Source organism: Acidobacteriota bacterium (genome assembly GCA_018001935.1).
Classification (GTDB): Bacteria; Acidobacteriota; JAAYUB01; order JAAYUB01; family JAAYUB01; genus JAGNHB01.
Genome location: JAGNHB010000035.1, coordinates 1 through 21,312 on the forward strand (window position 1 = coordinate 1; position 21,312 = coordinate 21,312).

At 65.8% G+C, this 21,312-nt stretch carries 15 protein-coding genes; 3 read left to right on the forward strand and 12 right to left on the reverse strand.

Features of this window, described 5'->3' with window-relative positions; translation table 11 throughout:
- Window positions 1–207: 207 nt before the first annotated feature.
- From KA419_13310 to KA419_13345, 8 genes are all read right to left on the reverse strand, one after another.
- Window positions 208–1,149, reverse strand: coding sequence for a GNAT family N-acetyltransferase (locus tag KA419_13310; GenBank protein MBP7866915.1), 942 nt, complete (start codon window positions 1,147–1,149; stop codon window positions 208–210).
- A complete protein-coding gene (locus KA419_13315; GenBank protein MBP7866916.1) occupies window positions 1,142–1,813 on the reverse strand; it encodes an HAD family hydrolase in 672 nt (223 codons plus the stop codon). Before KA419_13315 ends, KA419_13310 begins: the two co-directional genes overlap by 8 nt.
- Window positions 1,810–2,199, reverse strand: coding sequence for a PilZ domain-containing protein (locus tag KA419_13320; GenBank protein MBP7866917.1), 390 nt, complete (start codon window positions 2,197–2,199; stop codon window positions 1,810–1,812). The genes KA419_13315 and KA419_13320 overlap by 4 nt, the downstream gene beginning before the upstream one ends.
- 509 nt (window positions 2,200–2,708) lie before the next feature.
- Window positions 2,709–3,437 (reverse strand): ribonuclease III, encoded by a 729-nt coding sequence (gene rnc / locus KA419_13325; protein ID MBP7866918.1) that lies wholly within the window; start codon window positions 3,435–3,437, stop codon window positions 2,709–2,711.
- Between the two features lie 73 nt (window positions 3,438–3,510).
- The gene (locus KA419_13330; GenBank protein MBP7866919.1) at window positions 3,511–4,413 is read right to left on the reverse strand and encodes a hypothetical protein; all 903 of its coding nucleotides are present in this window, start codon (window positions 4,411–4,413) and stop codon (window positions 3,511–3,513) included.
- A 176-nt stretch (window positions 4,414–4,589) separates the two neighbouring features.
- A complete protein-coding gene (locus KA419_13335; protein ID MBP7866920.1) occupies window positions 4,590–5,258 on the reverse strand; it encodes a Crp/Fnr family transcriptional regulator in 669 nt (222 codons plus the stop codon).
- A 10-nt stretch (window positions 5,259–5,268) separates the two neighbouring features.
- On the reverse strand, window positions 5,269–9,348 hold the full coding sequence (locus KA419_13340; GenBank protein MBP7866921.1) for a tetratricopeptide repeat protein: 4,080 nt from the start codon (window positions 9,346–9,348) through the stop codon (window positions 5,269–5,271).
- Window positions 9,349–9,489: 141 nt separating this feature from the next.
- Complete coding sequence (locus tag KA419_13345) at window positions 9,490–10,497, reverse strand: cyclic nucleotide-binding domain-containing protein (GenBank protein ID MBP7866922.1); 1,008 nt, start codon at window positions 10,495–10,497, stop codon at window positions 9,490–9,492.
- 464 nt (window positions 10,498–10,961) lie between these two features.
- On the opposite strand from KA419_13345, the gene KA419_13350 reads away from it, so the two are divergent.
- From KA419_13350 to KA419_13360, 3 genes are all read left to right on the forward strand, one after another.
- Window positions 10,962–11,348, forward strand: a complete 387-nt coding sequence (locus KA419_13350) for a hypothetical protein (protein MBP7866923.1) — start codon at window positions 10,962–10,964, stop codon at window positions 11,346–11,348.
- A gap of 3 nt (window positions 11,349–11,351) precedes the next feature.
- Window positions 11,352–12,110 (forward strand): F0F1 ATP synthase subunit A, encoded by a 759-nt coding sequence (gene atpB / locus KA419_13355; GenBank protein MBP7866924.1) that lies wholly within the window; start codon window positions 11,352–11,354, stop codon window positions 12,108–12,110.
- Between the two features lie 74 nt (window positions 12,111–12,184).
- Window positions 12,185–12,481: an ATP synthase F0 subunit C gene (locus tag KA419_13360; protein MBP7866925.1), complete on the forward strand. Its 297-nt coding sequence runs from the start codon at window positions 12,185–12,187 to the stop codon at window positions 12,479–12,481.
- Window positions 12,482–13,460: 979 nt separating this feature from the next.
- Here KA419_13360 and KA419_13365 read toward each other — a convergent pair.
- The 4 genes from KA419_13365 to KA419_13380 are packed head-to-tail and all read right to left on the reverse strand — an operon-like array spanning window position 13,461 to window position 21,141.
- Window positions 13,461–14,537, reverse strand: coding sequence for a radical SAM protein (locus tag KA419_13365; GenBank protein MBP7866926.1), 1,077 nt, complete (start codon window positions 14,535–14,537; stop codon window positions 13,461–13,463).
- Complete coding sequence (locus KA419_13370; protein MBP7866927.1) at window positions 14,515–15,327, reverse strand: hypothetical protein; 813 nt, start codon at window positions 15,325–15,327, stop codon at window positions 14,515–14,517. Before KA419_13370 ends, KA419_13365 begins: the two co-directional genes overlap by 23 nt.
- Window positions 15,324–15,863 (reverse strand): hypothetical protein, encoded by a 540-nt coding sequence (locus KA419_13375; protein ID MBP7866928.1) that lies wholly within the window; start codon window positions 15,861–15,863, stop codon window positions 15,324–15,326. The genes KA419_13370 and KA419_13375 overlap by 4 nt, the downstream gene beginning before the upstream one ends.
- A 10-nt stretch (window positions 15,864–15,873) precedes the next feature.
- On the reverse strand, window positions 15,874–21,141 hold the full coding sequence (locus tag KA419_13380; protein ID MBP7866929.1) for a S8 family serine peptidase: 5,268 nt from the start codon (window positions 21,139–21,141) through the stop codon (window positions 15,874–15,876).
- Window positions 21,142–21,312 lie beyond the last annotated feature (171 nt).

Sequence of the window (21,312 nt, forward strand, 5' to 3'; positions counted from 1 at the left end):
GCTAGTCAAGAGGGAACTTGATATTGCAAGAATGATTTGTGAGGTGACCCCGGGCGTTCCGCGAGCTGATAGCCCGATCAGGGCGGGGTTAGATCATGCCAACTTTTTCCCTTGCGAAAGTGCTGGGCGGGGCCGCCCCGTGCCGCCTTTCCCCGGGGAGTGGCCCCCCGTCGCCCGGGTGCCGGGGCGTCGCCGCGGGTCGGGGCGTCAGCCGCACCGGGAGAAGGCCAGGAGGTTCCGGACGGTTTCGAAGCCCAGGCGCTCGTACCAGCGGCGGGCGGGGCCGTTGGCGGTCGTCACGGTGAGGGCCGCGTGCCTCCGGCCGTGGTGGGCCTCCACCGACGCCAGGGCCCGGCCCAGGAGGGCCCTCCCGATCCCGCCCCCCTGGTTCGGCGGCTCCACGAAGACCTGGGGGATGAAGCAGGACCGGTCCGAGATCTCGGTCACCACCACGGCGCCAGCGAGCTTCCCGCGGACGTGGGCCGTCCAGGAGCAGGCGGCGTCCCAGGGGCCGCACCCGTTGCGGAGGAGGACCTGGTCCAGCAGTGTCCGGCAGCCGGACTCCGTCCGGTAGAGGCAGGAGGTCGCCTGGTCCGGGTGGTCCCGGTAGCTCCGCACCATGACGGCCGCCAGGGGGTCGAGGCTTCCGGGGTCCACCGGGCGGAGGTCCACCCCTTCCGGCACCGGGGAGGCCGGGATCTCCCAGGGGCGCGGGTGGCGAAGGAACTCCCGGGGCGTCAGGACGAAGCCGCGGGTGGCCAGGGCCTCCTCCTGCCCCTTCCACGCCGAGGGCGGGAAGAGGAACTGGCCTTCCACCAGCGGGGGGAAGGGGATGAACGCGGGGTCCGAGAACAGGTGCCCCAGCAGCCGCTGGGCCCAGGAGGACTCCCGGAGGTCGGGAACGACATACCCCACGAGCAGGACCCTCCCCCCGTGGGAGAGGTGGAGAAGGTAGCCGGCACAGCGGCCGTCCCGGCAGAGGCACCCCCCCCGGGCCCGGCCCGTGGTGAGGAGCCAGGTCAGGGCTTCCCGGAAGGGGCCGAAATCCCACTCCAGGACCCGGTCCCACTCGTCGGCCTCCACCGTGAGGAGGTCGTGCAGGGCGTTCGGCCGGACGTCGGACAGGGGCAGGATCCGGGGCTCACTCATAGAGGCGGAGGACCTCGGGCAGGGCGTGGAGGTCCTGGATCCGGTGGTCGGCGTCGAAGTCCGTGGTGCTCTCCTTGTCGGCGTACTCGCCCGTCAGGGTCCGTACCGTCAGGAAACCGGCCTTGCGGGCCCCGATGAAATCGAGGAAGGGGTTGTCGGCGACGAAGACCGTCTCCTTCGGGTGAAGGCCCATCACCCGGGCCATGAGCTGGTAGAGGAAGGGGTGCGGCTTCGCCTTCGAATCCTCGTACTTGCCGGCGTAGAGGAGGCTCTTGAAGTACCGGTCGATCCGGAGGGCGGTGATCTTCCGCTCCTGGACGTCGGGCTCCCCGTCCACCAGGAGCCCCAGGATGTACGAGCGCGCCAGGGCGTCCAGGAGCGGGCGGTACCCGGAGAAGAGCGCCAGGACCGGCTTGTGCTTGCGGAACACGGACACCAGCTCGATGGCCACCGCGGAGTCGAGCTTGAAGCGCTTGACCGTGTTGGAGAAGACTTCCTTGACCTTCCGGCGGGAATGGAGGGCCTTCATGTACTCCAGGGCCTGGCGGGGATCGACCCCGTACTTGGCGCCCAGATACTTCGCCGTGACCAGGAACCCGCTTTCGAGGTACTCGTCGTAGGGGTACAGGGTGTCATCCAGGTCAAATACGATCCCTCTGATCATTCTTCTGGAAACATCTCCTTCAGGTAGGTGAGAATGGCTTCCTGGAACCAGGGGTCCAGGCCCAGGAACTTCACGCCGACGCTGTAGACCTCCTCGCCGTCGGCCTTCTCGCAGTGGACGACCTCCCCCAGGATCTTCAGGGGCAGATTCGCGAAACGCGCCTTCTCCGGCCCCTTGAGAAACCGCGCCCAGTTCTTCAGCTCGATCTGCAGCTTCAGGACCGTGCCCTCGGGGATGTTGCGGGGGCTCTCGAACTGGATGCCCCCGGGGGAGATGTTCCGGGTCGTGGCCCGGTCCTCCGCGAAAAGGTCCTTGGGGATGGACATCTCGCGGAACAGGACCATTTCGCGCGTGGGAACCCGTACGTATTGTCTTCTCTCGTTCAACGTGTTCTCCTGTCCGGACGGGGTTGGCGGGGTGGGGTCGGCGTCTTTCCGACAGGCCCCGCGGTTCTGAGATTCAGTACGTGCATTCTATCCCATCCCGGGGGGCAAAGCAACGGAATCATTCACGGCCCGTGAGGCCGGTCACAGCCCGGCAGGCCCAAAAGTGCCATCGCGCCCTCCGGGCGATGGATCAAACAAAGGCTTTACAGCTGCTTTCCCGTTCGAATCCCGTGGATTTGCGAGACCTTCACATCTTGACAAGGCGGGGCCCGGCCCCTATAATCGCATCAAACTCGCTGTGGAGGAATGCCATGGGCGAAAAATCACCCAAGAAAGAGACCAAGAAACCCGCTTCGAAGTCCCTGAAGGACAAGCGGAAGGAGAAGCAGGAAAAGAAGAAGACGAAGAGCTGAGCTTCGATCCCGCCGCGGGGCTGGACCCCGCATCCCTTCCGTGACGTTCTCGGGACCCGCACCCCCCGCCGACTCCCGTCGAGGGCGGCGGGGGCGTCAATCAGACCGGGAAGGGGCTTCTTTGGCCTCGATCGCCTGTTTGGCCGCCTTCTGCTGGGCTTCCTTCTTCGAACGGCCCGTTCCCGTCCCCGCCCGTCGCTCCCCGATCCAGACCTCGACCCGGAAACACCGGTCGTGGGGCGGGCCGTCCTCGCCGACGAGCACGTACCGGGGCGCCGGCCGGTGGTCCTCCGCCAGGGAGATCTGGAGCCGGGACTTGTAGTCCTCCGACGGGCAGCCGCCCTTTTCGAGCGCCTGGAAGGCCTTTCGGAACAACCGGTGCACGAACGCTCGGGCCGGCCGGATCCCCCCGTCCAGGTAGACGGCGGCGATCACGGCTTCCAGGGTGTCGCTGAGGATGTTCTTCTTCAGCGCCCCGCCGGTCTTGACCTCGCCCCGCCCCAGCAGCACGAAGTGGCCCAGGTGCAGGGTCTGCGCCAGTTCCCCGAGGTGTTCCCCGCTGACCAGGTAGGAGCGCATCCGGGAGTACTCCCCTTCGGTCCGCCCCGGGAACCGCTCGAAGAGCCGGGTGCTGACGACGAAGCCGAGGACCGAGTCCCCGATGAACTCCAGCGCTTCGTTGTGCTCGAGCCCGAGGTGGAGGTTCTCGTTGGCGAAGGAGCGATGGGTGAGGGCCCGGCACAGGAGGGCCGGCTCGAGGAAGCGGTGGCCGAGGATCGCGTACAGCTCGGCGATTCGGGCGCGGTATTCGACAAGGTCCCACATGGTCTGGTAAAAAAACGGGCCCCGGCGGCAATGCCGTGACCCGTTTGCGTGCGTGTTCCGACGAAAGGGGCGGTCAGCTGATCCCGAGTTCCTTCTTGGCGTCCTCGAGCAGCTTTTCCATCGTGATGTCGCCCAGCTTGTCGGCGTTTTTCAGGGCCCCGATGATGTTCTCCATCTTCCCCTTGGCGGACTCGGCCATCTGGCCGCCCATCACCACGGCCTTGGCGAACACCTTCAGGCTCTCCTCGTACTGCTCGTGAAGGGCCATGGCGCTGCCCAGGATCATGTAGGAATAGTCGTCCTTGGGGTTGAGCTTGATGGCGTCGTTCATGTCGGCGATGCACTTCTCCAGCATGGCCATCCGCTCGGCTTTCTGCTTCTCGCGGTCGAACTTGAGGGCCAGCTTGTAGTGGTCGTCGCCCAGGCCGGCGAAGATCTGCCACTTCATCTGGCCGATGAAGGCGTCCCAGCGCTCCTGGGGAAACTCGGCGGGTTTCGTCAGGCCGGGGATCAGGGACATGGCCTTGTTGTAAAGCTCCTCGGACTTGGCGAACTCGCCCTTCTCGAAGTAGCGGCCGGCCAGCGTCACGGCGAACATGGGGGCCTGGTGGTCGCCCGCGGGCAGCTTCTCGATGGCCTTGAGGGAGTGGTGCTCGAACTTCTCGAAGTTGTCCAGCTTCTGGTAGGCGAAGACGCCCACCACGTGAACGTTGGTCACCTCGGGGGTGTCGGGGTACTTCACCAGGTAGTCCTCCACCAGCAGGACGAGGTCCTGGGCGCTGCCCTGGTTCTGCTGGAGCTGCAGGTAGCCTTCCTGGATCTTCCGCAGGGTTTCGACCTTCGGGTCACCCTGGGGCTGGGCGGCGACGGCGGCCTGCTTGCCGTCCTTCTTCTCATCCTTCTTCTTGTCGGCCGCCACGACGGGCAGGGACAGCGCGAGGCACAGGACGAAACCGATCACGATCAATCTCTTCATGGTTCCTCCAGAATGTTTCATTTGGGGCTGGGGAAAGCGTACTCGAGCGGGCCGTTGTGGTCAGCGGAACCGGGGGAGCCGGAATCACCACGCCCAAAAACAAGGAGCAAATTATAGACGAAGGGTTTCGCCGTTACAAGCGAAAAGACGAAAAAGTCATGGAAGCCCGGCGAGGCTCAGTGTTCGAACCACTCGTCCCGCGCTTTCTCTTCCTGGATGAAGTCGGTCATGACCCCGGCCAGGTCCACGTCCTCGTCCGTCATCATCTCGCGCACCATCTCCGACGAGCGCTGGACCATCTCGGCTCGCTCCGTGGTGGCGGTCACGTACTGCCGGGTCAGGGTGCTGAGGTAGTCCCGGAGCCCGCTGAGGAACACGAAGGTGCGCATGAAGCTGTCCCAGCACCCGATCTGCTCCAGGTCCCGGGAGGGGGCGATGAGGCCGCGGAGGCAGCCGATCATGGCCTCCCGGATCATCTTGTAGTCGCGGTTGGCGTTGTAGACCATGAGGCAGTGCTTGCCCACCTGCCCCACCAGCGTCTTGAGCACCATGACCGCCACCTTCTTGTCCTCCACTTCGAACATCTTTTGGACCAGGGCCGGCGGGTACTCGGTGACGACGGTGTCGTCCTCCATGGCGAAGACGGTGGCGGTCCGCAGGGGGGGGTCGCCCTTGAGCCCCAGGAGGGCCGTCTCCCCGAAGATCATCTTCGGGAGGACGATCCCGACGAGTTCCGTCCCCGCCCGGACGCCCAGCCGCCCCTTCTCCAGCACGGCGATGTTGCGGGCCGTCTCCCCGCTCTCCCACAGGATGGCATCCTTGGTCAAGATCACTTTTCTGTTCATGCCGATCTCCTTATCGCTTTGGTTTCCCTTTCGTCTCGCTGGGCGGCCCCGTCGGGGGCACCACGGTGAGCATGGCCTGGTAGGTGGGCTGCTTGACCAGTTCGGAAGGGCTGAACACCGCGATCCGGCCGTCGGCGCTCCCGGAGACGGCCTGGTTGCCGTCTCTCGACGCGGCGCAGACAAAGGCGATCCCGATGTCCGTGTTCAGGTTGTAGCCCACCGTGTAGTGAATCCCCTCCTTACGGCGCTCCATCCGGTAGGAGACGACCGTGTTCTTCCCGAACACCAAGAAGGTGTCCTTCCCCAGGATGGTGCAGCTGGAGGCGTACTCGTCCGCGGTCGCGAGGCGGCCCGCGTTGCCGGTCTCCACGTCGTAGAGCCAGAGGTCGCCCCGCTGGGTCCCCACGAGGCAAACCATGTTCAGATCAGGGTGGTAGGCCATGGCGTAGACGTTAACGGCGTTGACCGGCTGTTCCCGCGTGATCTCCCAACCGCCGCCCCGCAGCCGCATCTCGAGCCAGCGCTGGGTCCACATGCCGACGAGGGCCAACCCTTTCGCGCTGTCGACCCAGATGGACGCCACCGGTCCGCGCTTCGGGCTGATGACCGACAGTTGCTTGAAGTCGGGGAGGCTCCAGCTCTTGACCTGCTGGTCCTGGGAGCAGGACCACAGGCGTTTGGCCTTGTCCTCCCAGAAGAGATAGTTCACGAGATAATCGTGGGCCTTGTTCTGGGAAAGCAGGTCGAGACGGTCGATGGACCACCGGGCGATGGTCTTGTCGTCGGCCGCGGAAATCAGCTCGTTCCCGGCGCAGACCAGGGAGGTCACCCCCTGGGTGTGGGCCACCTTGCTGTCGATGATCCCCCGGGGCATGTCGTAGCGGTGTATCCGGCCGTCGCTGGACCCCAGGAAGAAAAAGCGGCCGTCCGTGGAGAAGGTGCCCCCCCAGATTTCGGTGTTGGCGATCTTTTTGGTGTCCGTGAGGGGGAAGGACCGGTAGGAGAAGGACAGCACTTTCTTGGCGAAATCGTCCAGGACCAGGATGCCGTCCTCGCCCTGGAGGATGTGCGTGTAGCTGGCGCCCTGGGTCTCGTAGCGGGCGATGATCCCCTGGCCCTCGCGCCAGGCCAGCACTTCCCCTTTGCGGGCCACCAGGAGCGTCGGGTAATCGATGACGAAGTGCAGCGCATTGGTCTTGCCGGGCGACGAGAACTTCTGGACCGGACGGACGCCCTTCAGGTCATAAACGTAGATCGCGTCGAACCAGCCGCCGACGGCCAGTTTTTCGTGCATGTGGTCGATGGCGAGCGCGTGGACGCCCCCGTCCTCGATCCGGACGTTCAAGATTTCCTTGAAGTCGGCTGCTCGGTAGGCGCGGACGTTGGAGGCCTGGTCGGCCACGGCGAAGAAGCCGGGGACGGCCTTGGCGCTGATCAAGTCGCCGCTGATGCTGATCGGGGCGGAGGAAACGAACTTGTCGCCTTCCGCCCGCAGGAGCCGGAGGCTGTTCCTTTCAGCCAGGATGAGCTGATCGGCCCCCGGTTCGCAAAAGACCTTCTCGGTCGGCTTGATCCCGTCCAGGATCAGCATCTCCTTCCACTTCGCTTCCTTGTGGAACACGGGCCTGCCGATGAGGCGGCTCCCCTTGCGAACGGCGACGCCGGCGTTGCCGAGAATGGCGGCGACCTCCTCCCCTTCGCCCAGGGGTTGGTCCTTGGGGGGCTGGCGGCCCTCGATGTCCACCAGGTGAAGCATGCCGGGTTCCTGGGTGATGACGGAGCTGGGGAAGGGACCCCGGCCCAGGATGGCGCTCGTGTTCTGGCTGACGTCGATCTCGCGGGCCAGGGCGAAGACCTCCTTCCGGGGTTGGAAGAAGGTGCCGGCGGCGGTGCCGGGCTCGCCCTTCTTGAGGATGGCCGCGGCCCGCATTTCGTAGGGCTGGGCGTCTCCGTGGCGTCCCTGGGCCTTGAGCAGGTCGGCGAGGTGAAGCAGAACGCCCGCCGTGGCGGCGCCCTCGGGGTTCAGGCCTTCCTGGACGGCCAGGGCCTTCCGCAGCGTCTGCTCCGCCTCCCCGTACTTTTTCTGCCGGGTCAGCAGGACCCCCAGGGTGTCCAGGCTGTCGGCGGTGTCGGGGTGGTCCGGGCCCAGGGCCTTCTCCCGGACGGCCAGCGCCTCGCGGATCAGGGGCTCCGCCTTGCCCAGCAGGCCCAGCTTTACGTAGACCAGGCCGATGGTGCTCATCATCCGGGCCTGGGTCACGGGCTGCCCCGACAGTTCCCGGCGGATCTTCTCGGCGCCGCGGTCCAGGATCTCCCGGGCGGTGATGGTGTCGCCCCGGCCCTTGTCCGCCTCGGTGAGGGTGAACAGCTCCACCATGAAGTCGGAGATCTGCCGCGCGGTCTCGGCCTCCCGGTTGGCCCGCTCCGCCTCCAGGGCGATCCGCCGCGCCTGGATGGCCATGGCCACGGCCAGGACGGCCAGGCCGATCATCACCGGGATCACGATCTTGCGGCGGCGGCGGGAGCGCTCGGCGGCCTTTTTCGCCTTCTCCTCGGCCTCCCGCTGCGCCCGGCGCTCGTCGAGGGCCCGGAGCCGGCGGGCCAGTTCCCCGGCGCTCGAGAGGCGATTCTCCAGCACCCCCTCCACCGCGGCGGCGATGTCCTCCCGCAGGAGGGGGTCCTCCACCTGGCGTTCCCAGCCCGGGGCCAGGGTGCGCTGCATGTCCCCCACCGCCAGTTGGTAGAGGATCACGCCCAGGGAGTAGATGTCGGCCTGGGTGGTGGGGAGCTTCCCCTCCAGCAGCTCGGGGGCCATGTACTGCATGGTGCCGCCGGAGGTGGCACTCTTGGTGGCGGCCATCTCCGTGGCCCCCATCACGGTGATGCCGAACTCCGCGAGGCGGCTGGTGTCGGTGAGGAGGCCGATGCCGAAGTCCGTCAGCTTGGGCTGAGCGTGCCCTTCCTTGTCGAGGGTGATCAGGATGTTGGCGGGCTTGATGTCCTTGTGGAGGACGCCCACCGAGTGGGCCGCCGCCAGGGCCTCGGCCACCCGGGCCACGATGAGGACCCGCTCCTTCAGCGGAACCTTCCCGCCCCCCCCCTGCTTCTCGAACCACTCCAGCAGGCTGCCGCCCTCGGTGTACTCGGCCTCGAGGAAGTAGGGCGGGTCGTCGAAGTTCCAGTCCCGGATCCGGGCGATGTCCTCCCGGTTGCCCAGGGCCTCCTTGATGAGCCGGAAGAGGGTGACCTCCCGCTTGATGCCCCGGAGCCGCTCCGCCTCGAAGCAGAACTTGAAGACGAGGAGGTCGTGGGTTTTCTTGTGCTTCGCCAGCCAGACCTCGCCGTAGCCGCCTTCCCCGAGCTTCTCCACCAGCGCCCAGTTGGGGCGGTGCGGCACGTCCTGCCCGGGGGAGGGGCGCCAGCCGAGGATGGTCTGGTCGCCGACGATGCGGTGGGCCTTCTCGGAGTCGGGCGGCGGGGTCAGGGGGGCGAAGTCGGGCTCCCCCACCTCGTAGATCTCGGTGGGTTCCTCCACCCCCTTGAGGGCGAAGTTGCCGTGGGCGAGCCAGTTGAGGCGGGCGGGGAGGGCCTGGCTCCCCACGGCCGCCCGGCGGATGACGTCGAAGGCGGTGCGCGTCAGGAGGGTCTGCCCGGCGGTGGCCAGGGACATCAGTCGCGCGGCCACGGGTTTGGCCAGCCCTTCCACTTCCAGGGGCTTCGCGCCGCGGGCCACGTCCTCCGGGGGGTTCTCCCGCAGGAAGACCTCCCCCAGGTGGATGCCCACCCGGGCCGCCAGCCGGACGCCGAGGGCGCCGGAGAGTTCCCGCAGCCCGGCGTGGTAGGCCATGGCGTAGGCCAGGGCGTCGATGGGACGGTCGAAGAGCAGGAGGAAGCCGTCGGTCTTGTCGATCTCCCGGCCGCGGTTGGCCGCCAGGAGGTCCCGGGCCATGCGGTCGTGGCGCCCGAACACCGTGAAGATCTGCTCGTCGCCCAGCTGCCCGGTGATCTTGGTGCTGTCCACCAGGTCGGTGAGGACCAGGGTTTTGAGCACCGCCGCCGTGGTGTCGATCGTCTCGTCCGTTTCGCTCATGTCCGATCCTCCCCCCGGGGCGACGGCCCCCGCGATCCAGCCTGACGTTTCCGTCAAAAGTGCCACCGCCCTCCGGGCGATGGCTCAACCCAAGGTCTTACCACCACTTTTCCGTTCGATTCCCGACGTTTCGCAACCCCGTCACTCCTCCTCGGCCCCCGCGTCGAAACCGATCTCGAAGTCGATCTCGGGCACCGCCCGCTCGTCGATCTCCCCCCGGGCCAGTTTTTCCTCGGGGCTGCCGAAGCGCCGGTTGCAGAAGTCGGTGATCACCTCCGAGACCTTGGGGTGCTGCTCGCCGATCTTTTGCAGGGCGGCCTGGTCCAGCTCGAGGACGTCGCAGGAGGAGGCCGCGGTGATGGTGGCGGAGCGCGGCTGCCCCGTGACCAGGGAGATTTCGCCGAAGAAGGCGCCCTCGTCGAGGGTGCGGACCATCTGGTTCCGGTTGCGCTCGTCCCGGACGTAGACCCGCACGCGGCCCCCGGCCAGCACGAAGAGGCTGTCGCCGGGCTCCCCCTCGGTCACGATGATCTCCCCCGGCGAGAAGGACTTCAGGATCAGCCCCCGCATGAAGGCCGCCAGTTCGTGGGGTGCGAACTCGCTGAAGAGGGGGGACCCCTTCACGCCCTGGAAGCCCGGCGCGGGGCCGACCGGCGCCCCGACGGAAGGCCGCAGGGGTTGATCGGGCGGCGGCGGGGGGCGCAGCGGCAGGGTCTTGAGCGCCTGGGCTGCCTCGGAGGGTTGAGGGGTTGCGGCCGGGGCCGCCCCGGGGACCGCGACGGCCGGTCGGGCGCCCGCCGGGTAGAACTTCCGGGTCGCCTCGGCGCTCTGCAGCCCGATGGTCTCGGCCAGTTTCTCCTCCAGGCCGGGCCGGTCCGGGGCCAGCCGCTGGATGTTCTTGATGACGGCCACAGCCTTGGCGAGGTAGTTGTCTTTCACGAAGCGGTCGGCGAGGTCCTCGAGGACCTTCACGGCTTTGTCCTTCTGCCCGTCGAGTTCGAGCACCAGCGCCAGCTGCTGGATCAGCCAGAGGTTGTCCTTGTTCTCCTTCGCCTGCAGCTGCTCGCGGATCAGCGTCACGGCCTTGCGGTAGTTCTTCGAGGCCATCAGGTTCTCCAGGTTGCTTCCTTTGCCCAGCCACTTCAGCATCTCTCACCTCCCTCGAATGTCGGTGCGCCGTCTCCGGAAAAACAGGCACGGGGTCAAGGTTGACGCGGTCGCAAAAAGTGCCGTCACCCTCCGGGTGATGGCTCAAACAAAGGCCTTACAGACACTTTCCCGCTCGTTTTCCGACTTTTTGATGCGAGGGCATCAACGTTGACAGTCCCGCAAAAAGCCCTTTTCTCTCACGGAGGCACGGAGGCACGGAGAAATGCAAATCGTATTTAATAGAATCAAAGTTCCTTATGGTTCTTCTCCGTGCTTCCGTGCCTCCGTGAGATCCGAATCCGGGCTTGTTGCGACCGTGTCGACATGAGGCGCTCTGAAACTACGCCCTTCATGCTATCAGGAAACCCGGGGGATGGCAACCGGTTTTTCGTTCACCGGACAAGGCTTTACAAACGGGCCCGGCGGGGTTATCATTCCCGGGTCACGGCCCGGAAGGAGGCGACATGGTCACGGGGGGGCGAACGGCACAGGAATCCGTCATCCGGCGGATCGGCATCTGGACCCTGGTCTGCGCCGGGGTCGGCGGGACGGTCTTCCTCGCGATGGGGAAGTTCGCCCTCGCGCTCTCCATCACCCTCGGCGGGGTGCTGGCGTGGGTGCTTTACCAGGGGCAGGTCCGGATCGTGGACCGGGCGTTGAAGAAAGCCGCGGGCCGGGGGGCGGGGCGGAGTTTTTTTTTGCGATACCTTTTGATTCTGCTCGCCGCCTGTGCTATGATCCGGCTTTCGATATTTGACGTGGAAGGCTTCTTCTGGGGCCTGCTGCTGCCGGCGGCGGCCGTGATGATCGAGAGCGTGGCCTACCTCACGGGCCTGACCAGGGGCGAGTGAACGATGGAACAACTGTGGCTGACACGCGTGCTGAATGCGCTGCTGGGACCGGCGGTGGTCCGGGTCGGCGAGACCCTCGGCGCCCGCTTCGAGAACCCGGCCGCCCCGATCCCCAACCACGTGGCCTACATCCTCTTCGTGACCGTCTTCCTCGTGGTCTTCTTCTGGTGGCTCCGGCGGAAACTCAGCATGGACCGCCCGGGGGGGATGCAGCACCTGGTCGAGTCCGTGGTGGGCGGCATCCAGGGGCTCAGCGACGCCATCATCGGGCCGCAGGGGCGCAAACACCTCTCCTTCCACGTCTCCCTCGGCACCTTCATCTTCTTCGCCAACCTCGTCGGCCTGGTGCCCGGTTTCGAGTCCCCCACCAGCAACATCAACGTCACCGCCGGGTGCGCCATCGTGGTGTTCTGTTACTACAACTGGGTGGGGATCCGGCAGCACGGCCTGCTGGGCTACCTCAAGGAGTTCATGGGGCCGGTCCCCCTCATCGCCCCGCTCATGGTCCCCGTGGAGATCCTGTCCCACCTGGCGAGGCCTTTCTCGCTGTCCGTCCGTCTCTTCGCCAACATCTACGGCGAGGACCTCATCATCCTGGTGTTCGCCGGCCTGCTCCCCTTCGTGCTCCCGCTCCCCATCCTGGCCCTGGCCATTTTCACCAGCCTGCTGCAGGCCTTCGTGTTCGTCATCCTGTCCATCGTCTACATCTCGCAGACCGTCGCCCACGACGACGGGCACGGCGAGGAAGCCCACGCCCGCTAGCGGCGGGCCCCGTGAGGAAAATCCCCAATGAAAGCATACCCAAGGAGGCTATCGTGAAGAAACGAATCATCGTGATGGGTGCCATGGCCGTCCTCGCCGCCCTGTTCACCCTGCCGGTCCTGGCCGAGGGCGCCCCGCCGGCGGAGAAGGCCGCGGCCGCCGACGGCTGGATGAAGGTCCTGCCCGCGTTCGCCATGGCGCTGGCGTCCGCCGTCTGCGGCCTGGGCCAGAGCAAGGCCATCGTGGCGGCCTGCGAGTCCGTGTCCCGCAACCCCGGCGCCGCGGATTCCATCCGGTTTTTCCTGATCCTCGGCCTCGTCCTCATCGAGTCCCTGGCCCTCTACACCCTCCTGATCATCTTCGCCAAGTAGAATACCCCGGACGCGCCGCCCCCGCCGGGCGGCGCGTCCCCCACGCCCCGTCAAGCTCCGGCCCCACGCCCCGTCAAGCCCCGGGCGGAAGTACCCTCGCCCGCCGGCCCGCGATCCCGTGAACTACCCTCGCCCGCCGGCCTGCGATCCCGTGCGGAGTGCGGCGCGCAGGCTTCCGGAGCGCCGTTTTCCATTGGCCGCCTGCGGAATGCGGTGCGAAGGCCGCCGGAGCGCCGCTTTTGAACAAAGCCCAAGAGCAAGGCGCGCAGGCTTCCGGAGCGCCGCTTTCCCGCGACGGCCCGCCGATTCCGCGGTCACAGCCCTTGACCTCCCCGCAAAGCCCTTGCAACCCGCGAATCACGCGAACGCGTGCGAATCGGAAATCAATCATGACGCGGTCGCAAAAAGTGCCATCGCCCTCCAGAAGATGGCTTAAACAAAGGCTATACATACACTTTCCTCTTCGTTTCCCGACTTTTTTTCGAACGCATCAATATTCGATGCCCTCGCAAGAAGTTCTGGTTGTGATCTCACAGAGGCACAGAGGCACGGAGAAGAATTCATAAAGACTGTTGATTCTATTAAATACGATTTGCATTTCTCCGTGCCTCCGTGTCTCTGCAAGAGAAAAAGACTTGCAAGTGCCGACTGCTTTCAGAAGCGGAGCAGACCTTGCGGTCGAATGGCGCCCTCTCCCGCCTTCGCCCCGCGGGGACAGTGAAATCTTCGAGAGGCCTCTCCCCGCCCCGAAGGGGAGGGGGCGTTTCAGCCGGGGGCAAGGCGCGGGCGCCGGCGGCGAACGTCCGGAGGCCGGGATGTTCCGGGCGCCCGCGTCGCCGCCCCCGGGTCGCGTCGGCAGGGGAATGAAACGCACCCTGAAGGGGTGCGGGACGGGAGATCGAGCGGGGACGGGAAACAGGGTTCGGAGGGGGAGTTCACGCGTCCCCGCGGGCTTTGGGTCGGGCTGCGCGTGAAATCGTCAGGGCCTGGGCGTCGGCTTTGAACGTTGCGCCGATTCCCCTTCCGCCAGCCGCGCCCGCACCCGGGCCTCCCGGCAGACGGCGTCGGTGACCCCGTCCAGCGCCCCGCCGGTGCGGGCGGAGAGGGCGGGGCAGCGGCCGCAGTGCGGCAGCAGCTCGCAGTTCCGGCAGGCCTGGCGGGTGCCGTGCCTCATCCCGCGAAGCGCCGCCAGGACCGGCGAATGGGCCCAGGCGTCCGCGAAGCGTTCCCGGGTCAGGTCGCCCGCCGGCGCGGGCATCAGCGTGCACCCGTAAAGCCGCCCCGCCGGGTCGATGGCGCAGAAGCGGTGACCGGCATAGCAGACCGGGTCCTCCGGCCGGGACTGGTAAAACGCCGTCTGCGGCTGGAACGGGGCGGCCAGGCGCATCGCCGCCTCCAGTTCGGTCTCGGACAGCACCTCGCCATGGTTGCAGGCGTTGCCGGTGCAGTCCGGGAACACGGTGAAGTCGGCCCGGAAAGGGAAGCCGTGGTCGTCGGCCCACGCGAAGGTCTCCGGCAGGCTGCGGTAGTTGGTCCGGGTGACGGGGGTCTTGAGCATCACGGGGACCCCGGCGTCCTGGAGCGACCTCAGGTTGCCCTCCAGCCGCTTGAAGCTGCCGGGGACGCCGGTGACGGCCTCGTAGACCTCCGGCCGGCTGCTGTAGAAGCTGATTTCCACCGTTCCCACCCCGGAATCCGCGAGCCGGGCCGCATCGTCGGGGGTCAGCACGACACCGCTGGTGAAGACCGTCACGAAGGTCCCGAGCCGGATCGCCCGGTCGATGAGGGTGAACAGGTCGTCCCGGAGGAGGGGCTCGCCGCCGGAGAAGGTCAGGAACAAGGTGCCCGCCGCGGAAAGTTCGTCCAGGATCCGAAGCCACGCCCCGGTGGGGAGTTCCGGTTCCGCCCCCGCCCGCGGCCAGACGTGGCAGTGCCGGCAGCGACAGACGCACCGCCAGGTCAGCTCCGCGAGGACGGCGAGGGGGACCCGCTCCCGCGCGGCGGTTCCGAGGACCTCGGCGTAATGATAAAGATCAAAGGCTTTTTCGGGTTGCATCCATCACGTCCATGAACTGCCGGCTGCGGGTGAAGCGGAGCCGGTATACGGGGCTTCTCCGGACGAGGTCGGCCGTGTGCCGGAAGAGCCGCGACAGGTGGTCGGGGTCGCCCGCGCCCGCCACCGTCTGGGAGAGCAGGAGCCGAAGGGCCTGGGCGGGGGGCAGCGCTTCGCATTCGTCCGTGGCGGACTTCTCCAGCCAGCAGATGCCGGCCAGGGGGAATGTCCCCGTGAGATCACACCGTCCGAAGGGAGTGCCGCTCAGGGTGGGTGTGCTTTCCCCGTCGATCCCCACGCAGCACAACTCGTCGTTGAGCAGCGGCCGGCCGGCCAGCTCCGCCACCGTGCTTTTGCCCGCTCCGGAGGGCCCCGCGAAGAGCCAGGCCGTCTCCCCGTCCACCAGGCCGGCGCCGTGGACCAGAATGCGGCTGCGGCTTTCCAGGAGGTGGGAGAGCAGGATCTGCAAGCCCGCGCGGTAGGCTCGGCTGCCAGGGGTCTGGTGGAAGGCCCCCCGCCGGCCGGGAAGGTCGAGCCGGCCCCGGAAAACGGGGGAATCGAATGCGATCACGCCCGGGTTGCCGTCGAGAAGGGTCAGAGGGCACCCCGTCAGGGCAGAAGCCGCAGGGGGCGGGGAGAGGTCTTCCTCAACGGCCACTGTAAAAACAGCTCCATTCGTCGAGGGGTCCGACGGATGGAGCTTGAAGCGTGCGAAGGAAGGGTCGAGCGACGCCGGGGGCAATCTCAGGTCCAGCCGGGCCCCCGAGAGACTCAGGCGGAACGTTTCCGTCACTCGGTGATCCAGAAGTGGAGGGGCTCCGTACAGGGGATACGGGCCCCGTCCACGTAGGCTTCCACGCGCCACTGTCCATAGAGGGAGCTGGTTTGGATCAGCGTCCCCCCCACCGGGAAGGGGACGTCCACCTTCAGCCCCCGCCTGTCACCGTGGGAAATGGGGGTGGGGACCCACTGCAAGCGGGGCATGGCATACCCGGGGACCTTCCGTTTCTCCGCCTTCTTCCCTTCCTCCGCGACCTGGCCGGAGATCGACTGGTAGAGGTCGCCCTGGGGCGTGAAGACGCGCAATTCAAGAAGGTGCTCGCCCCGGAGGTTTTTCCGGAAAACCACCGTGAAGGTGAGGTCGACGGTCCGGGTGGCGGAGAAGGCCGTTCCCCAGGTTCCGGGGGTCTCCTCCGCGGAGCCCGCCAGGATCATGACGCAGGTGGCCGGACCGGCCGACGCCTCCGTCTCGGCCAACGCGCCGGTCCAGGCCGCCAGGGACAGGACCGCCAGGCTGATCCAGACTCCATTATTGTGTCGCGTGTTCATGTTCCCTCCCTCACTGCAGCGGGATCGAGACGGCGTAGACGATGCCGGCGGCGGTGCCGACATAGATCAGGTTGTTGGTCACGTCGAAGCTGGGGCTGCCCACGGCGGACGCCGGGCTCCCGAGCGCCACGGACTTCCGGGTGGCGGGGGTCGTGGTGTTGATCTCGTAGAGGCTCCCGTTGCTGGACCCGACGTAAAGGTAGGTTCCCCCGATCAGGTAGAGCGGGGTGGAGGGGGAGGCGATGTCCGTGACCGGCCAGCCGCTGGCCAACGCGACGGTGTTGGAGGTCTGGTTCTCGTCGAGGGCGTAGATCCGGTCCGAGGTGCTGAAGTAGATCCGCTGGGTCGGGGTGGTGTAGCCGAGGCAGACGAAGTTCTTCACCGGGGTCCCGTCGCCGGTGTTGTAGGTCCACAGGACCGCGCCGGTGGCGGCGTTGAGGGCGTGAACCTTCCCGTCGTTCGTGCCCACGTAGAGCCGGCCGTTGTAGAGGGTGGGGCTGGCGTCGATGTCCTCGGTGACCAACGGGGAGGCCGGTGACGGCCAGGAGGCGTTGACCATGGCGCCGCTGTCGGTGAAGTCGAGGCACCACACGGTGTTGGGGCTCCCGCCGCCCCGGGCCCGGCTGGTGAAGTAGAGCCGGCGGTTGGCGTAGTCCACCGCCGGCATGCTGCTGATGATGCCGATGCGCCCCGAGCCGCCGCCGTTGTTGAAGGTCCAGGCGGTGTTGCCGTTGACGGGGTTCAGGGCGAAGACGGCGTTGTCGGTGGTGGCGTTGCGCGTTCCCGCGAAGAGCAGGTTGTAGGCCCCGCCGAAGGCCGTGAAGATGCCCGCCGGCGTCGCCTGGACGACCTCGCCCAAGTGGGAGGACCAGACCTGGGTGCCGGTCATGGCGTTGAAGGCGAGGACGTCCCCGTCCTGGGTCCCCAGGAACGCCACCCGCGTCACCCCCGGGATCACCGGGGTGGGGATCACCGTCGGGCGGCCCTGGGAGGGGGCGTCCATGGCGGAGGGCGTGCACTCGAAGGTCCCGGAGTAGCGCGGCCAGCTGCCGCCGGTGGACGTCACGTCCATCACGTGGAGGTTCCGGTCGTTGGACACGGCGTAGACGGCCCCTGTCCCGATGACGCCCGGGCGGACCCCCGGGGGGGTCAGGGCGGAGGCGCCGGTGCTGTAGGCCCACTTGACGTCGGCCGGGGTGGCGAAGGGGCGGCTGGTGACGGTCTTCCCGTCGGCGTAGGCCCCCGAGGCAGCCCGGGCGAAGGCGGCGTAGTAGTAGGTGGTCCCGTTGACCAGGCCCGTCGAGTCGGTGTAGCTGCCGTAAGCCCCGGCGGAGCCGGCGACGTCGGCGATGTTGCCGTCGGTGGGGCCGGTGGGATAGGACCCGGTCTTCCGGCAGATCCGGGTGGTGCCGCCGTAATTGGTCGAGGGGTTCACCCACTCCAGCTTGTTCTGGCCGCTGGTGGCCCGGGCGGTCAGGTAAAGCACGTCGCCGGGGGTGGTGGAGCAGCTGCCCGGGACGTTCGCCGTGATCACAACGTCGTCAATGAACCAGCCGGAATAGTTATAAAGATTGTCTGTCAGCTCCATAAACCCGATGTAAACGGTTTTCCCGGAGCATCCGCCGGTGTTGCCGGAAATCAGGTTGCAAGCGGCGTCCAGATCGACAATCGTGTTGACGAAGCTCGCCTGGTTGCCGCTCCACACGCCGATACCCGACGCGGTACTGTTGTAGGTGTTCTGGAGGATCGCGGACGACGCGACCACCGTATAGGCCGAACCATCGGTGGAAATCCTCAGGTAGAACCCATCATAAGAGGTTTCAGCTGCCCAACGATGCCAGAAACTCAAACGGGTGTTTGAGGAACCGGAAGGGAAAGTGATCGCCGGCGGCCGGGCCAATGCATGCTTCGAAAGCGCATAGCTTGCTGTACAGTCCGTTCCTCCACAGCGGAAGATGTTGGATCCCGAATGCGCCGTGCAGGCCATGACGCCGCGCCAGTCGTTCGCGTCGCCGGTATAATAGGCTCTCACCCAGTTCGCCAAGCTTCCTGCAGCCCATCCGTCAAAGTTCTCCGTATAAAAAGTCGTGGCTGACAGGGCCCCGTAGGGGACGCAGGACAATCGGACGAGGTTGGATTCCTCGACGCCATTGGCGGTGTCGGTGGCTCGGACGATGTAATAGTAGGCGGTTCCTGACGCGAGTCCGTTTGCATCGTTGAAGGATGTGCCGGCTATGCCCGAAGCGATCCGATTTGTGGTCCCTGGAGTGAAGCCGGATGCTGTATCCCGGTAGACACTGTAGTTCACAGGCCCCCCACAAAGTGCCGTAGCCGCACTCCACGAAAGATTGATTCCGCAGTTTGCGGAACCTGCGCTTGAGGCGCTGGTTAAACCCGTGAAGGTCGGGGGCAGGTTGCACGTTCCGGCAGCTGTAGCCGAAGCCTCCGTGGATTTCCGTGACAGACAGTTTCCATATGCCTTGACCACATAATAGTATGTCACACCGCCCGTAACGTTCGTGTCGATGTATGGTGAGGCGGTGGAAGTTCCAATCTGAGAGTAGGGTCCGCCGGAAATGGTGGCACGAAGAATGCGATACTCCGAGGCGCCGCTCACGGAACTCCAGGTGAGTCGGAGGGCGTTGTTCCCGTATTGCGCCGCCGCGATGCTGGATGGGCTGGGAGTACTGCAGGAAATCCCTGAGATGACCAGGGCATAGGGTTGAGTAGTGGTGCCGGCTACACCGTTTCCCGGTACAGCGTAGCCGGTGACTCGAATCGTCCAGGTCCCGAGTGTGGGATTGGTTACCTTGACCTGCTCCACGTTGTTATATCTATCGGCACTGCCGCCAGTGTAGTTGAGCCTGTTCGGATAGAAAACCGTCCCTCCGGGAGCGGTGGCACGAAGGTCCAGGTCGTTGATCAGCTTTTTCCCGGATCCTGTTGCGCCGTAAGGGTCTGTCCAAACCAGGGTCGCGATGAGGGGGTTGTCCTCGTTGGTGACAGAGAAAGTATAGTCCGTATAATTTCCTGTTGTGAGACCCGGGCTTACATCGTGGACTTCGAGGACCCGACTCAGATCGTCACCCCACCCGTAACTTGGGAAGAGGGAGTGCTCTAGGTCCACCCGGCCGTAGCCCTCGGCATTGTTGGGCAGGTCGAGGTTGTTGTCTCTGTCCCACTTCGGGGGAATCTCCGGTTGCGGTGTAGAGGTGCCGTACTGGCCGGGGGCCATGTCCCATGCCCCGTTGATCAGGACGGCCTTGATCAGTGCTGAAGAGGGGTTGAATCCATGGGCGGGAACAGCACTGGAATTGGTCACCGAACTGTTGTTTGCATGCCAGCCATCAACGAAATACTGACGAACGAGAGTGGCGCAACCGGCGCTAAGGGGGTTGGACATGGAGGTGCCCCCCATTGCCAGATAATACGTTTTCTGCCCGGTTGGGACCGTGCAATCGCCCCATTCTTCGATGCCCTGATTCAGATCCGTGCGAGTCGAGATGATGGCGATGCCCGGTGCAACGATATCCGGTTTGAAACGACTGTCATCGCAAGGTCCGCGTGAGGAAAAGGCACCCATCCCATTGGAATTGTCGGCCATCAAATCGGTGGAGACGGGAGCCGTGGAGAAATTTGTGGAGTTGAACCAACTCCAGGTCGGATTCGGTTGGCAATATTCAGAACCGCTGTTGTCGTACCCATATTGGAAATCCGGTCGATAGTTCTCGCTAGCACCGACCGTGATGCAATTCTTTGCAGTACCCGGTGAGCCGATGGAATCCGTGTTGACCACACCGTCCGGGCTGCCGGTGTCCACCCCGCTGTTTCCCGCGGAGAAGGTGATCACCATATCCTTGTTGTTCCAGCAAAACTCGTCGAGGTTTTGTGAGTCAGTGTCATAAACTCCAGCGACGGCTGCTCCCCAGGAGTTCGAGTGGACACGGGCCCCATCCGAGTATGGGGGCTGAAAGAGATTGTTGAGATCTGTCGGGATTCCGCCAAGATTACCATTCTTGTCCATGATGGATTGAAAAACGAATTGTGCTTTTGGAGCAGTGCCGGCGAAACAGGTTGAGGGGAAGGTGTTGGTGCTGGGGGTAGATCCCGAACGGAACCCGTTGCCAACGATTGACCCGGAGGTATGGGTGCCATGGCCTCCCCCTGTAGTTTGGTTGTCGTCCCACTTACCTCCTCCAGTGGTTCGACCAAGAGCATATCCTTTGATCACCCGCATCGGATTGGAAGGCGATCCCTGCTGGCCGAAGTCCTGGTGGAGTGTGGAAAGGTCGCCGGTGGACAGCCCGGTGTCGGCGGCCGAGGCGATCTGCCCCTCGCCGCGGATGCCGCGGGCCCAGACGTCCTCCACGTCCATGATGGGGCCGGCTGTGGCGCCCCGGCCGGTGGTGGTGGCGACGGAAGTCCGGGCGATGTTGTTGAAAAGCTGGTGGTCCACGAACCGCTCCACCCACAGGCAACCCTGCAGGGTCGCCAGGCGCCGGGCGTCCGAAATCGGTCCCTGGAGCCTCAGCAGCCAGCCCCGCTCGGTCCAGTCGAAGTTGACGATCTTGAGCTGCGAGGGCTCGAGCGCCTCCATGACGGAGCCGATGTCCGGAAAGTGGTCCCCGTCGAGATGGGCGGTGTACTTGAGCACGTGTTCGGGGTCCGCCTCGAAGATGTAGTCGAGCACGGGGTCCACCCGGAAAGCGGGATGGAAAAAGCCGACCCAGTGCACCGGGGCCGCCTGGGACAGGGCCTCCAGGGTCGCCGCGTCCAGCTTGACCAGGTAGGCGAAGCGGGGGAGGTAGTCCAGGATCGGCACACCCGCGCTCTCAAGGAGCTTTCGGAGTTCGGTCACCCCGCCGGGGGAACCGGCCTGGACGATGAAGTAGTCCCGGGCGGACGCTTCGAACGGCCGGCGGACCCGCTCGGCGGGGAAACTGCGCAGGTCGGGGTCCGCGAAGACCCTTCGTCCCGCGGCGTTCCGGGCGGTCAGGGGGCCGGTGCGGAAACTCGCGGTGCGGAGGTCCATCAGGACATCGTCGTCCGCCACGGTCTCCGAGGGGACGAAGCGCTCGGAGAAGGGGTGGTAGGACTTCCAGTCCGAGGGGATGGCCACCAGTCTCTCGCCGGTGGCGGGGTCGAAGACCGCGGGCGGGACCCGGGTCCCCGGCCGGCCGGGAGATTCCCCGAGCGCCGCGGGTGCCGGCGCGAAAAGAAAAAGGGTGAGGAAGATCAGGGGGGTTGATTGCCTGAAGAGCGAAGCGCTGAACATCATGACCACCTCCACGTGGCGGGTCCTCATTACCGTTGTCGACCTCTTGACCGGCACTGCCTGACTCCGTCCGGCGGCTCGGATGCCGAACATCCGAACGCTCGCCCCGAATCCTGGACAATGCAAAAAACAAAAGATTTGTGGACGAATTTCGTCCGTTTTCCCACGTTGCGC